This is a genomic window from Cypionkella sp., assembly GCF_030652235.1.
Lineage (GTDB): Bacteria > Pseudomonadota > Alphaproteobacteria > Rhodobacterales > Rhodobacteraceae > Cypionkella.
The window spans coordinates 50,468-63,764 of record NZ_JAUSBA010000051.1; the positions used below are offsets into that span (position 1 = coordinate 50,468).

Annotated in this window: 10 protein-coding genes; 5 read left to right on the forward strand and 5 right to left on the reverse strand. The window is 59.7% G+C overall.

The window, feature by feature from the left end:
* Nucleotides 1–58: 58 nt before the first annotated feature.
* A complete protein-coding gene (locus Q7V03_RS18085; protein WP_304926992.1) occupies nucleotides 59–688 on the reverse strand; it encodes a helix-turn-helix domain-containing protein in 630 nt (209 codons plus the stop codon).
* Between the two features lie 136 nt (nucleotides 689–824).
* Here Q7V03_RS18085 and Q7V03_RS18090 point away from each other — a divergent pair, with 136 nt between their 5' ends.
* Together Q7V03_RS18090 and Q7V03_RS18095 are read left to right on the forward strand one after the other, a co-directional pair.
* A complete protein-coding gene (locus Q7V03_RS18090) occupies nucleotides 825–1,472 on the forward strand; it encodes a DsbA family oxidoreductase (RefSeq protein ID WP_304926993.1) in 648 nt (215 codons plus the stop codon).
* A 3-nt stretch (nucleotides 1,473–1,475) separates the two neighbouring features.
* Nucleotides 1,476–2,672, forward strand: a complete 1,197-nt coding sequence (locus Q7V03_RS18095; protein WP_304926994.1) for a multidrug effflux MFS transporter — start codon at nucleotides 1,476–1,478, stop codon at nucleotides 2,670–2,672.
* Between the two features lie 61 nt (nucleotides 2,673–2,733).
* On the opposite strand, the gene mfd is transcribed toward Q7V03_RS18095, so the two are convergent.
* Nucleotides 2,734–6,180: a transcription-repair coupling factor gene (gene mfd, locus Q7V03_RS18100; RefSeq protein ID WP_304926995.1), complete on the reverse strand. Its 3,447-nt coding sequence runs from the start codon at nucleotides 6,178–6,180 to the stop codon at nucleotides 2,734–2,736.
* Nucleotides 6,181–6,183: 3 nt separating this feature from the next.
* Nucleotides 6,184–6,708 (reverse strand): component of SufBCD complex, encoded by a 525-nt coding sequence (locus Q7V03_RS18105; RefSeq protein WP_304926996.1) that lies wholly within the window; start codon nucleotides 6,706–6,708, stop codon nucleotides 6,184–6,186.
* Between the two features lie 124 nt (nucleotides 6,709–6,832).
* Between Q7V03_RS18105 and hemB the strand changes: the two genes are divergently transcribed.
* Nucleotides 6,833–7,843 (forward strand): porphobilinogen synthase, encoded by a 1,011-nt coding sequence (gene hemB / locus Q7V03_RS18110; RefSeq protein ID WP_304926997.1) that lies wholly within the window; start codon nucleotides 6,833–6,835, stop codon nucleotides 7,841–7,843.
* 85 nt (nucleotides 7,844–7,928) lie between these two features.
* The gene (locus Q7V03_RS18115; protein WP_304926998.1) at nucleotides 7,929–8,495 is read left to right on the forward strand and encodes a YSC84-related protein; all 567 of its coding nucleotides are present in this window, start codon (nucleotides 7,929–7,931) and stop codon (nucleotides 8,493–8,495) included.
* A gap of 75 nt (nucleotides 8,496–8,570) precedes the next feature.
* Here Q7V03_RS18115 and Q7V03_RS18120 read toward each other — a convergent pair whose 3' ends face one another.
* Nucleotides 8,571–9,431, reverse strand: a complete 861-nt coding sequence (locus Q7V03_RS18120) for an NAD(P)-dependent oxidoreductase (RefSeq protein ID WP_304926999.1) — start codon at nucleotides 9,429–9,431, stop codon at nucleotides 8,571–8,573.
* 80 nt (nucleotides 9,432–9,511) lie between these two features.
* On the opposite strand from Q7V03_RS18120, the gene Q7V03_RS18125 reads away from it, so the two are divergent.
* Nucleotides 9,512–11,983 (forward strand): penicillin acylase family protein, encoded by a 2,472-nt coding sequence (locus Q7V03_RS18125; RefSeq protein WP_304927000.1) that lies wholly within the window; start codon nucleotides 9,512–9,514, stop codon nucleotides 11,981–11,983.
* Between the two features lie 28 nt (nucleotides 11,984–12,011).
* Here Q7V03_RS18125 and hflX read toward each other — a convergent pair whose 3' ends face one another.
* Nucleotides 12,012–13,295, reverse strand: coding sequence for a GTPase HflX (gene hflX / locus Q7V03_RS18130; protein WP_304927098.1), 1,284 nt, complete (start codon nucleotides 13,293–13,295; stop codon nucleotides 12,012–12,014).
* Nucleotides 13,296–13,297 lie beyond the last annotated feature (2 nt).

Genomic DNA, 13,297 nt, shown 5'->3' on the forward strand with positions numbered 1-13,297 from the left:
CTCTGCACCGCAAAGTTTTCTTTCGGTTTGGGGCGTTTTGGTACCGCCATAGATCGGTTCACGCCAGTGAGGTGACCCAAAGAATGGTCGCATCGTCTTCGGACAGGCTGATCACGTTATGCCCCATCGAGGCATCGTAATAGGCACTGTCGCCGCGGCGCAGATCGACGGGTTCATAAAACTCGGTGTAAAGCCGGATCACCCCGGTGAGGACGTAGAGAAATTCTTCGCCCTCATGGCGCACCCAGCCGTCAAAATCCTCCATCGCGCGGGCGCGGATGGTGGCGCGGTAGGGCAGCATCTGCTTTTTGGTCAAAGACCCTGCCAGCAGTTCATGCTCGTAAGTGGTGGTGGCATGGGCTTGGCCTTCGCCGGATTTTGTCACCACGATGCGGCCAGACACTTGCGGCGCTTGCGCGGGCGTGAACAGTTGCGGCACCGAGATTGCCATGCCCTGTGCAAGCTTTTTCAGCGCGTCATAAGTCGGCGACATCTGGCCGTTTTCGATCTTTGACAGGGTGGATCGCGCCAAACCCGCCTGGACCGAGGCTTGCTCCAGCGTCCAGCCCTTGGCCTTGCGCAACTCGCGCACACGGATACCCAGATCGAGCGGCTCTGGCACAGTCTGGCCAGCGTCGTGACCCGACTCGCGGGCAATGCGGATCATGCGTTTGGGGTCACTGGACATGGCTTTCCCATACGGCATAGCAGCCTTGCGTGCAACCAATGCAACGGGCTGTGCGTGGATGGCGGATTGCGGCGGCAGGTGGATGGCGGTATCCATCTGAACCATTCGGTTTGAATGGCCCTTTCGGAGCCTTACGATGATCCGCCTTGATATTTTCTCTGATCCGGTGTGCCCGTGGTGTCTGATCGGCAAAGCCCATCTGGACCGGGCTTTGGAAGCCCATGCTGATCATCCGTTTGTGATTGCGTGGCATCCGTTTCAGTTGAACCCGGATATGCCTGCAGAAGGCGTTGAAAAGCGGCCCTATCTGGCCAAGCGTCTGGGCGGTGAGGCCAAGGTCGATGCGATCCATGATCGGTTGCGTCAGATTGCCAAAGAGGCCGGGGTGGCGATGGACCCCGACAAGCCCGAAATGCTGCCCAATACGATGAACGCGCACCGCTTGATCCATTGGGCGGGGATTGAGGGCAAGCAGGCGGCGATGGTTTCGGCCTTGTTCCGGGCCTATTGGCGCGATGGCCGTGATATTGGCGATAGCGAGGAACTTTGCGATATCGCCGAAGAAATCGGCATGGACCCGAAGGCTGTGGCGCGGCTGTTGGCAACCGATGCCGATATCGATGATCTGCGCGCCCGCGACGTGGATGCGCGCAAAAAGGGCGTCACGGCGGTGCCGACGTTTCTGATTGCACAACAATATGTCGTCTCTGGCGCACAACCTCCCGAGGTTTGGGCACAGGTGATTGAAGAACTGGTGGCGAAAGCTGCTGAGGAAAGTAAGTAAAACATGACCCCAACCAAACGTATCTCGCAGGGCGAGTTTATCGCCCTGACCGCCGCTTTATTTGCCATGGTGGCGATCTCGATTGACGCGATGCTGCCCGCGCTGCCGCAAATCGCCGGGACTTTGTCGCCGGATGCGCCCAATCGCGCGCAGTTGGTGATCACCAGTTTCGTGTTTGGCATGGGGCTGGGCACGTTGTTTGTCGGGCCGTTGTCGGATTCCTATGGCCGCAAACCGGTGATCTATGCAGGTGCGGGCCTTTATGCGCTGACGGCTTTGGCGTGCTATTTCGCCAATTCACTCGACACATTGCTGATCGCGCGCGTGCTGCAAGGCATGTCGGTGGCTGCTGCCCGCGTGGTGTCGATGGCAATCATGCGCGATCAGTTCAAGGGCCGCGAGATGGCCAAGATCATGAGTTTCGTGATGATGGTGTTCATCATGGTGCCTGCGGTCGCGCCCTTGATGGGGCAAGGTATCATTGCGATTGCGGGTTGGCAGAGCATTTTCCTCGTCTACATCCTGATCGTCGCGGTGGTCATGCTGTGGTTCGGTCTGCGCCAGCATGAGACTTTGGCTGTGGAACACCGACGCCCTTTGGATTTTGGCGTGCTGGTGGCGGCGACGAAGGAATTGTTCACCCACCGCATCGTGGTGATCTCGATTGCAGCCCAGACGCTGACGATGGCGGCTTTGTTTGCCAGCCTGTCCTCGATGCAAGGCATCTTTGAGCAACGCTTTGACCGTGCCGAAAGCTTTCCCCTGTGGTTTGCTTTCATCGCCTTGGGTTCGGCTTCGGGCAGCATCATCAACTCGCGTGTGGTGATGCGTATCGGGATGCGCCCGGTGATCATGGCGGCCTATGCATCGGTGCTGGGGCTGACCTTGCTGCTGCTGGCGCTGATGGCTACGGGCACGATGCCAGAGCTTCTGGCGTTTCCGTTGCATATTGTTTGGAGCATTGGCCTGTTTTCGATGATGTCGATGACGATGGGCAACCTGAATGCGCTGGCGATGGAGCCTGTCGGCCACATCGCGGGGCTGGCGGCTTCGGTGATGACTTCGGTGGCGACCGTGGCCTCGGTGGTGCTGGCGGTGCCGGTGGGGTTGATGTTTGACGGCACGGCCTTGCCGCTGATGGCAGGGGTGGCGGTGTTTGTCGCGGGCGCGCTGGCGCTGATGCAGGTGATCAAGCGCTGATCTATAGGTTCGATCTGTGATAGCGCGCCCCTGACCGGGCGCGCTTTTTCATGGCTAAGGGTCAGCCCTTGGGTTTGACGATCTTTTCCGCCAGATCGCGGGCGATGTTGAACGCGCCCTTGATACGGTCGGATTCCGACTTCATCTCGCCCATCAGCACGATCTTGTTGCCGTTGATCTTCACCGCCGGGCCTTGGGCTTTGATGAATTCCACCAGTCCCGCGGGGTTGGCGAATTTGTCATTGTGGAATTGCACGGTGGCGCCTTTGGTGCCTGCATCAATGCGAGAAATCCCGGCGCGCTTGCACATCGACTTGATGCGCACGATCAGCATCAGGGTGTTCACTTCCTTGGGGATCGGACCGAAACGGTCGATCAATTCGGCAGCGAAGCCTTCAAGTTCAACCTTGGTGGCAAGACTGGACAGGCGGCGATAGAGGCCTAGACGGATATCCAGATCAGGGATATAGGCTTCGGGGATCATCACAGGAACGCCAAGATTGATCTGCGGTGACCATTGATCGTCAACGGCGCTCAGGCCTTGGAGTTCGCCGGATTTGATCTTGGCAATCGTCTCTTCCAGCATGGCTTGGTAGAGTTCATAGCCGACTTCTTTGATGTGGCCGGACTGTTCTTCCCCCAGCAAGTTACCCGCGCCGCGCAGATCAAGGTCGTGGCTGGCAAGGTTAAAGCCGGCACCCAGACTATCCAGCGACCCCATCAGGCGCAGGCGCTTGTTGGCCTGCGGCGTCAGTGGTGCGCGGGGTTTTGTAGTGAGATAACAATAGGCTCTGGTTTTCGAGCGCCCGACCCTGCCCCTGATTTGGTACAACTGTCCAAGACCAAACATATCGGCACGGTGCACAATCATGGTGTTGGCGCTGGGGATATCCAGACCGGATTCGACGATAGAAGTGGCGATCAGCACATCATATTTGCCGTCGTAGAATTCGTTCATCCGCTCATCCAGATCACCCGCAGCAAGCTGGCCGTGGGCGATGACATAGCTGACCTCCGGCACATGGGTTTTCAGGAAATCCTCGATGTCATGCAGATCAGAGATGCGCGGGACAACGTAGAAGCTTTGACCCCCGCGGAAGCGTTCGCGCAGCAGGGCTTCGCGGATGGTGATGGTGTCGAATTCGGAAATATAGGTGCGGATCGCCAGACGATCGACCGGTGGCGTGGCGATGATCGACAGATCCCGCACGCCTGTCAGCGACAGTTGCAGCGTGCGCGGGATCGGTGTTGCGGTCAGGGTCAGCACGTGAACCTCGGAGCGCATTTCTTTCAGGCGTTCTTTGTGAGTCACGCCGAAATGCTGTTCCTCGTCGATCACCAACAGGCCAAGGTTTTTGAAGCGGATGGCTTTGGCCAGCAAGGCATGGGTGCCGATGACGATATCGACCCTACCCTCGGCCATTTCGGTGCGGGTGATGTTGGCGTCTTTGGTCGAGACGAAACGGCTGAGCGGCTTGATGTTGATCGGGAAGCCGCGGAAGCGTTCAACAAAACTGCGGTAGTGTTGGCGGGCCAATAGGGTCGTGGGGCAGATCACCGCCACCTGCATTCCTGCAAGGGCGGCGACAAACGCCGCGCGCATCGCCACTTCGGTTTTCCCGAACCCGACATCGCCGACAATCAGGCGATCCATCGGGCTGCCTTTTTCGAGGTCGGCCACCACATCACCAATGGCGGAAAGCTGATCGTCGGTTTCGGTATAGGGGAAGCGGGCGGCAAAAGCCTCCCATAGGCTGTGCGGCGCTTCCAAGATCGGCGCGTGGCGCAGCGCCCGCTCCGCCGCCATGCGCATCAGTTTATCGGCGATTTCGCGGATGCGTTGCTTGAGTTTAGCCTTCTTCGCCTGCCATGCGCCGCCACCGAGACGGTCGAGCAGGCCTTCTTCATGGCCGTAGCGGCTGAGCAGTTCGATATTCTCAACCGGCAGATAAAGTTTCGCGTTTTCCGCATATTCCAAGGCGACGCAGGCATGTGGCGCGCCAAGGGCGGTGATGGTTTCCAAGCCCAGATAGCGGCCAACGCCATGTTCGACATGCACCACCAGATCGCCTACGCTTAAAGTGTCGACTTCGCGCAAGAAGTTATCAGCCTTGCGTTTTTTGCGCGGTTTGCTGACCAGACGGTCGCCCAGCACATCCTGTTCCGAGATCACTGCAAGGCCGGGGGCGGTAAAGCCGGCCTCCAACGCCCAGATCATCAGGTAGAGGCCACCGCGGCCTTCGGGCAGATCGCGGAAGTCTTTGATTTCCTTTGCGCCATGCAGACCTTGATCGTCCAGCAAGCCTTTCAGCCGTTCCCGCGCGCCATCAGACCAAGACGCAATCACCACCTGCGCATCCTGAGACAATGCTTTAATATGCGCTGACAGTGCGCTGAAAAGGCTTACATTTTCCTGCTGGCGCTCGGGTGCAAAGCTGCGGCCAATGCGGCCTTGTGCGTCCAGCACCCCCGGCCCCGGGGCTTTTGGCAGCGGCGACAGTTGCACGACGCGGTGATCGGCCACGGCGGCTTCCCATGCGGTATCGTCAAGATACAAAAGCCCCGGCGCGGAAGGCTTGTAGACCGAATCCATCCGACCCTTGGCATTCATCGCCTCGTGGCGGGCATCGTATTGATCGGCAATGCCGTCCCAGCGCGACAGGCGGGCGGCGGTGACCTGATCATCCAGCAGCACGGAAGCCTTAGGCAGATAATCGAAAATCGTCTCAAGACCTGCGTGGAAGAACGGCAGCCAATGCTCCATGCCCTGATGTTTGCGGCCTGCGGAGACCGCCTCGTACAAGGGATCGTCCGAGCCGCCCGCGCCGAATTCGACGCGGTAGTTCTGCCGGAATCGCGAAATCGCGGCATCGTCCAAGATCACTTCGGACATCGGCGCGAATTCGACCGCTTTTAGCTTTTCGGTGGTGCGCTGGGTGACAGGATCAAAGCGGCGCGCGCCATCCAGCACGTCGCCGAAGAAATCCAGACGCACCGGGCCACCTTCACCCGGTGGAAAAATATCAACAATACCGCCGCGAATAGCGAAATCACCGGGTTCGGCCACGGTCGAGACGGGCGAAAAGCCCATCCGCGCCAGAAAGCCCTTAAGCTGCCGCTCGTCCACCCGGTCGCCGACGCGGGCGACAAAAGACGCGGTTTGCATCACCGCGCGGGCTGGCAGGCGCTGCATCGCAGCGTTCAGGGTGGTGAGCAGCACGAACGGGCCGTTAAATCCCGAGGCCAAAGCCGCAAGGGTCGACATGCGGCGGGCGAGAATCTCGGGGTTGGGCGAGATGCGATCGTAGGGCAAACAATCCCAAGCGGGCAGATCGAGCACGACGGTTTCGGGGGCCATCACGCTGAGCGCCGCGCGCATCGCCTCTAGGCGTTTGTCATCGCGGGCGATGTGAATAACCGGAGCTCCGCGCGCAAGTTCGCGGGCCAGCAGCTTGGCGTCAAAGCCCTCGGGCGCGCCGCCCAGAATGATCCGGTCAGCGCCCGCCATGACCTACCCCAACACGCCGATGTAAAGATTGGCATACATGCCGAACATCGAGGTCACGAAAATTGACACCATGCCAAGCGCTTGGGTGGCGATCCTGTGACGGATCAGGCGGCGGTGCAAAGCCTCACCGCTATTTTCACCGCCCACGATCAGACCCGCCGTGCGCAAAGACAGCACCGACAGAAAGCTCATTGGCAGCAGCAAGAACAGCACGGCTTGGGCGAATTCGACTTTATAATACACCGCCAGAACCAGCAGGGCGGTCAAAATAAAGCACAAAAACGCCACCAACCAAACCCCGGCGGTTTGCGCGATGTAAAGCATCCGCCCGGTGTTGATCCGCACCAGAACCTCTAGGTCGTCCTGCAACGCGCCGCCTTGACGGCGGGCACGCGAAATCAGATCAAACGGCACGCCCAGCACCCAGTGGCTGGCCGATGACCACATCACCGCCAGCATGATCCAATACCACAGGTTTGAGAACGACCGCATGTCGATCAATTCAAACAGGACCTGATACAAATTCACCTTAAGCCCTCACTGCCTTAAGCCTGCCTTGGCCTGCGCCCGAATGTCTGCTTGAGACGCCGCTATTTCCATGTCAGGCAGAGACACCAACCGCAAGCCTTTTTGCCATCTTCAGGATAGACCAATGCGCCCGATCTCTGCCCCCACTCCGTTGTCACGTTTCCGTCGGCTGCGCGGCAGCCCTGCGTTGCGCGCTTTGGTGCAGGAAAACACCCTGACGGTGGGCGATTTGATCTGGCCGGTGTTTGTGCGGGATGGCGTGGGGGTGTCTGAGCCGGTGCTGTCGATGCCGGGGGTGAACCGCTTGTCGGTGGATCTGGTGGTGCAAGCGGCCACGGACGCGGCAGCTTTGGGGATTCCGGCAATGTGCCTGTTTCCCTACACCGATCCCAGTCTGAAAACCGAAGATTGCGCCGAGGCCTGGAACCCAGACAATCTGACCAACCGGGCCATTCGCGCGATCAAGGCCGCGGTGCCGCAGATTGCGGTGATGACGGATGTGGCGCTCGACCCCTATAACGCGCTTGGCCATGACGGGTTGGTCAAGGACGGCATCATTCTGAACGACGAATCCGTTCAGGCCTTGGTGCGGCAGGCCTTGGTGCAGGCCGAGGCGGGGGCGGATATACTGGGGCCGTCGGATATGATGGACGGGCGGATTGGGGCGATACGTTCTGCTTTGGAAGCGCATGGGCATACGAATGTGGCGATCATGTCCTATGCTGCGAAATATGCTTCGGCGTTTTATGGGCCGTTCCGCGATGCCGTTGGGGCTTCGGGCGCGCTGAAGGGCGATAAAAAGACCTATCAGATGAACCCGGCCAACAGTGACGAGGCGTTGCGCCTGATCGAGCGTGACCTGCGCGAGGGCGCGGATATGGTGATGGTCAAGCCGGGGATGCCTTACTTGGACATTTGCCAGCGGGCGAAAGCGATGTTTGGCGCGCCGACCTTTGCCTATCAGGTGTCCGGCGAATACGCGATGATCCAAGCTGCGGCGCAAAACGGCTGGATTGATGGCGAGGCGGCGATGATTGAAAGTCTGATGGCGTTCAAACGCGCCGGTTGTGATGGCATCCTGACCTATTTCGCGCCGCGGGTGGCGAAACTGCTCGGCGGAGCCGCGCTTGCCTAAGCGGTTACGGATGACAAGCCGCCGAAACCGCGCTACTATTGGCACAACGAGGCCATGAGAGTCTCTGTGAGGTGTGAGGGCGGATATGACAGATTTTTCCAGACGCGGCTTTTTGGCGTTGACGGGTGTGGGCTTGGTTTCGGCCTGCCAGAGCACGGTGATCGGCAATGGCGTGGGTTCGAACGGCGGCGCGCAGATTGATGCGCGGGTGCGGGAAACTCAGGCTTATCTGTTCTCCAAGTTTCCGGGCACCCAACAGTTGGCGAACCGCTCCAGCGGGATTTTGACGATGCCTTTGGTGACCGAAGCGGGCTTTGGCTTTGGCGGCGCTTACGGCCGCGGCGTGTTGGAGATCAAGGGCGCCAAGGTGGATTACTATTCGGCCACCAAAGCCTCGATCGGTTTTCAAATCGGTGCGCAACAGTACGCGCATATGCTGTTTTTCACCACCGATCAGGCGTTGCAAGATTTCCGCCGCTCGCCGGGATGGGCGGCCAGCGCCGATATTCGCTATGCAACGCCGGATGAGGGCGGCTCGATTGGCAAAGAGACCACCGAGCTTGACCCGGTGATCGCTTTCGTGTTCGGCCAGCAGGGCTTGATGGCGGGGGCGACGCTGTCTGGGGTGAAATATACCCGGATTATTGTCTAAGCAGACACGCGCGGGAAGCTGTTCCGCGCATTTCTGATCAAAGGGTTAGCGGATGCCATTCCGCTTTCGTTAACCCTATTTCAGCCGCCGGATCAGGCTGGAGGTGTCATTGCGGTTGCCCCCCATCCGCTGCACGTCTTTATAGAACTGATCGACCAAAGCGGTCACTGGCAGGGATGCTCCGATCTGGTCGGCGGCTTCGAGACAGATTTTCAGGTCTTTGCGCATCCAGTCCACCGCAAAGCCGTGATCGAATTTATCCTTCAGCATGGTTTTGTGACGGTTGGCCATTTGCCACGAGCCAGCCGCGCCCTGGCTGATCACTTCGACCACCGCTTCACCATCCAGACCCGCTTTCTCGCCAAAGGCCAATGCCTCGGCCAAGCCTTGCACCAGCCCCGCGATGGCGATTTGGTTCATCATCTTGGCCAGTTGCCCTGCCCCGGACTCGCCCAGACGGCGGCAGATCCGGGCATAGGCGGCGATCACCGGCTCGGCTTTGTCGTAGTCGGATTGGGTGCCGCCGCACATCACCGACAGCACGCCGTTCTCTGCCCCGGCTTGACCGCCCGAGACCGGAGCGTCGACGAAGCCAAGGCCTTGGGCGGCCGCGATGGCGGACAATTCGCGCGTCACCGCCGCCGAAACCGTGGTGTGATCGACGAAAACCGCGTCTTTCATGCCGGCAAACGCGCCGTCCTGCCCAAGGCAAATGCTGCGCAGATCGTCGTCATTGCCGACGCAGGCCATCACAAATTCGGCACCCATCGCGGCCTCACGCGGGGTTGCCGCTGACGCGCCGCCATGCTGCGCCACCCAAGCGGTCGATTTCGCCGGATTGCGGTTGTAAACAACCACTTGATGGCCCTTAGCGGTCAAATGCCCGGCCATCGGGTAGCCCATCACCCCAAGGCCCAAAAACGCCAGTTTTGCCATGATCGCTTCACCCCACATTGCCCCTAATCTGGCTTTGGACTAGGAAGGCAAGCAACCATTGCCGTCAAGGACTCCGCCTTATGTTGACCGCCTTTCGCTGGCTTTTGCGCATCTTCACCGGGCTGATGGCTTTGGGGCTGCTGGCGGGGGTGTTGGTCTATTATGTGCTGACCCGCAGCTTGCCGGATTACAACGAGGATTTCACCCTGAAGGGCATCACTGCCCCGGTGGAAATTGTGCGGAATAACAACGACGTGCCGCATATTTTTGGCAAGACCGAAGATGATGTCTATTTCGCTTTGGGGTTCGCCCATGCGCAGGATCGTTTGTGGCAGATGACGATGCTGCGGCGCACGGCGCAAGGCCGGCTGTCCGAGATTTTCGGGCCACGGACGGTGAAGATTGACGAATTGGTCCGCCGCTTAGACATCTACGAGTTGTCGCAACAATCGGTTAAAGTACAGGACGAACGTACGACTTTGGCGCTGAAGGCTTACGCAGCGGGCGTCAACGCATGGATTTCGCAGATTAATCTTGGTGCGCGCGGCCGGGGTGCGCCAGAGTTCTTTTTCTTTTCCAATGAGATCGCGGCATGGTCGCCTGCGGATTCACTGGCTATTTTGAAGCTGATGGCGCTGCAACTGTCCTCGCATCTGGAGGATGAGGTTTTGCGCGCCCAGATGTCGCTGGTGCTGCCGCCTGCGCGGTTGGTGGATATTCTGCCCGATGATCCGGGCCAAGGTGTCGCCGCTTTGCCTGACTACGCCAGCCTGATGCCGGGGGCTTTTGCGCAAGCAACCACCAAGACCGCCTATCTCGACACACCGCTGTCGCCATTCCATTCCCGCGATTTTGCCGGGGCCTCGAACGCTTGGGCCGCGATGCCGGGCAAAGCGGCGGCGGGTGGGTCGCTGTTGGCGAACGACCCGCATCTAGGGCTGACGGCACCTTCGATCTGGTATCTCGCACGCCTGCAACTGCCGACAGGTGGGGTGATTGGCGGCACGATACCGGGAATGCCGCTGGTGCTGGTCGGTCGGTCAGAGCGCTTGGGTTGGGGGCTGACCTCGAGCTATCTTGACGATCAGGATGTGGTGATCGAAAAAATCAATCCAGCCAATTCGCAGGAGTATCTGACACCCGAGGGGCCGAAGAAATTCACCTCGCGGCAGACGATTTTGAACATCAAGGGCGAAGATCCGGTGACGCTGACGCTGCGCTGGTCAGAGGCTGGGCCGATCCTGCCGGGGACGCATTACGATCTGGCCTCGGTGACCCCCGCAGGATCGGTCGCGGCGCTGGAATGGACGGCTTTGTCGGGTGCGGACACGTCGATGACGGCGGCGATGAAGCTGATGTCAGCGGGCTCGGTGGCCGAAGCGATTGAGGCGGGCAAAGGCTTCGTCGCACCCTCGCAGAACCTGATGCTGGCGGATGCGAACGGCATCGCGCTGCAAACCATTGGTGCGATGGCTGCCCGCGATCCATTGCATGCCACCCAAGGCCGGATGCCCGCGCCCGGTTGGCAGGGCAAAAACCGCTGGACCGGGATGCTGCCGTATGCTGATAATCCGAGTTTTGTGAACCCAACCAGTGGCTTGCTGGGCAACACCAACAACAAGACCGTGGATCGCCCCTTCCCGCTGCATGTGTCGTTTGACTGGGGCGACACCCAACGGATTCAGCGTTGGCTGGCGCTGATGAAAACCCGTGAGGTGCATACCCGCGACAGCTTCATTGAGGCGCAGCTGGATACCGTCAGCCCCACCGCGCGCAATTTGCTGCCGCTGATCGGCGCCGATCTGTGGTTCACCGGAGAGCCTGCGGCCGAAGGCACGCCTGAGCGGCTGCGCCAGAAGGCCTTGGATCTGATGGCAAAATGGAACGGTGAGATGAACGAACATCTGCCCGAACCGTTGATCGCCGAGGCTTGGCTGCGCGCGCTGCAAGACCGTCTGACCCGCGATGAAATCGGCCCCTTGGCGGATCAATTCACTCACCCGGAGCCGGTATTCATCGAGCGCGTTTACCGCAATATCGGTGGCGCGTCGGTGTGGTGCGATGTGGTGCAATCGGCAGCGGTTGAGACTTGCACCGATATTGCGCGGATTGCCTTGGATCAGGCTTTGCTAGATTTATCCGAGACTTACGGCCCGAACATCGAAAGCTGGCGCTGGGGTGACGCGCATCAGGCGACGCATGATCACCCGGTTTTGGGCGATGTTCCGGTGCTGCGCTATTTTGTCAACATCCGGCAATCGACGTCTGGCGGCGACACCACCCTGCTACGCGGTCGCACCAAAGGCACCGGGCCGAACCCTTATCTGAACGTGCATGCTGGCGGCTACCGCGGGGTTTATGATTTCGCCGACCCGGATTCCTCGGTGTTCATCCAAGCAACTGGGCAATCCGGGCATCCTTTGTCGCGGTTCTACGATGATCTCAGCGAATTGTGGCGGCGGGGTGAGTATATCCCTATGTCGCTGGACCCCGAATTGGCGCGGGCTGCGGCTGTGGGAGATATGATCTTGACGCCAGAAACGCCGCAATAACAACGCCCTGAGAGGCGTTGTTCAGCGGTTACTTTAATTCTCGGTAACGGCCTTGCTGCTTTGCCGTCCAAAGCACGCTGATCTGCCAACCGGATTCGTCCTGCGTTTCCTGCTGGACCATTCCAGCATCATGTAACCAAGACCGCCGCTTACCCTCACTGAAGCTAAGCTCAAGCACAGCCTCGGTTTTTTCTTCTTCAAACGCTGTTGATACCGCTTCAAGAAGGGCATCGACCCCCTCGCCCGTCAGCGCCGAAACCGGAAACACCCCCGCGCGATTGGTGGCCTGCACCAACAGAGCCTCGCGCTGGCTGGCGTCCACGAGATCGAGCTTGTTCCAGACCTCAAACATCGGCACGGCTTTGTTGACGCCCAGAGACGTTAGAATATCACCCACATCGGCGGCCTGCTCGGCGGTTTCAGGGTGGCTGATATCGCGCACATGCAAGATCAGATCGGCTTCCAGCACCTCCTCCAACGTGGCACGGAAGGCGGCGACGAGTTGGGTTGGCAGTTCGGAAATGAAACCCACAGTGTCCGAGGTGATCACTTTGCGACCTGACGGCAGCACCACGCCGCGCATCGTCGGGTCCAACGTGGCGAACAGCATGTCCTTGGCCAAAACCTCGGCCCCGGTCATATGGTTAAACAGTGTTGATTTTCCGGCATTGGTATAGCCCACCAAAGCCACCAGCGGAAACGGCACTTTGCGGCGCGAGGCGCGGTGCAGTTCGCGGGTCTTGGCAACGCGGTCAAGCTGACGTTTCAAGCGAATGACCTGATCGTCAATCGCCCGACGGTCAGATTCGATTTGCGTTTCCCCCGGCCCGCCGACAAAGCCGAAACCGCCGCGCTGACGCTCTAGGTGAGTCCAGGCGCGGACAAGTCTTGTGCGTTGGTAGGACAGCGCTGCGAGTTCCACCTGCAGCACGCCTTCACGGGTGCGGGCGCGGTCAGCAAAAATCTCAAGAATCAGACCGGTGCGGTCTAACAGTTTGACGCCCCATTCTTTTTCCAAATTCCGCTGCTGCACCGGGGTCACCGGACCATCGACCAGAACCAGATCAATCTCAAGCCCATTCATCGTGGCCTTAAGGTCCTCGACCTTGCCCGAGCCGAACAAAGTCGCTGGCTGCATCCGTGGCAAGCGCACCACTTCGGCACCCAGAACTTCCAATCCGGGCAGAGCTGCGGCCAAGCTAACCGCCTCGGCCAGCCCATGTTCGGGCAAACGCCGCGATTTCACCGACTTCAGATCGGGGTGCAAAACATAGGCGCGCGTAAGTTTCGCCGCCGTAGAATGGGCGTCGATCT

Bases quoted from the DNA above. Each gene is read 5' to 3' on its own strand.
- Q7V03_RS18085 (WP_304926992.1), bottom strand. From the start codon at position 688: ATGTCCAGTGACCCCAAACGCATGATCCGCATTGCCCGCGAGTCGGGT.
- Q7V03_RS18090 (WP_304926993.1), top strand. From the start codon at position 825: ATGATCCGCCTTGATATTTTCTCTGATCCGGTGTGCCCGTGGTGTCTG.
- Q7V03_RS18095 (WP_304926994.1), top strand. From the start codon at position 1,476: ATGACCCCAACCAAACGTATCTCGCAGGGCGAGTTTATCGCCCTGACC.
- mfd (WP_304926995.1), bottom strand. From the start codon at position 6,180: ATGGCGGGCGCTGACCGGATCATTCTGGGCGGCGCGCCCGAGGGCTTT.
- hemB (WP_304926997.1), top strand. From the start codon at position 6,833: ATGCGCCCGATCTCTGCCCCCACTCCGTTGTCACGTTTCCGTCGGCTG.
- Q7V03_RS18115 (WP_304926998.1), top strand. From the start codon at position 7,929: ATGACAGATTTTTCCAGACGCGGCTTTTTGGCGTTGACGGGTGTGGGC.
- Q7V03_RS18120 (WP_304926999.1), bottom strand. From the start codon at position 9,431: ATGGCAAAACTGGCGTTTTTGGGCCTTGGGGTGATGGGCTACCCGATG.
- Q7V03_RS18125 (WP_304927000.1), top strand. From the start codon at position 9,512: ATGTTGACCGCCTTTCGCTGGCTTTTGCGCATCTTCACCGGGCTGATG.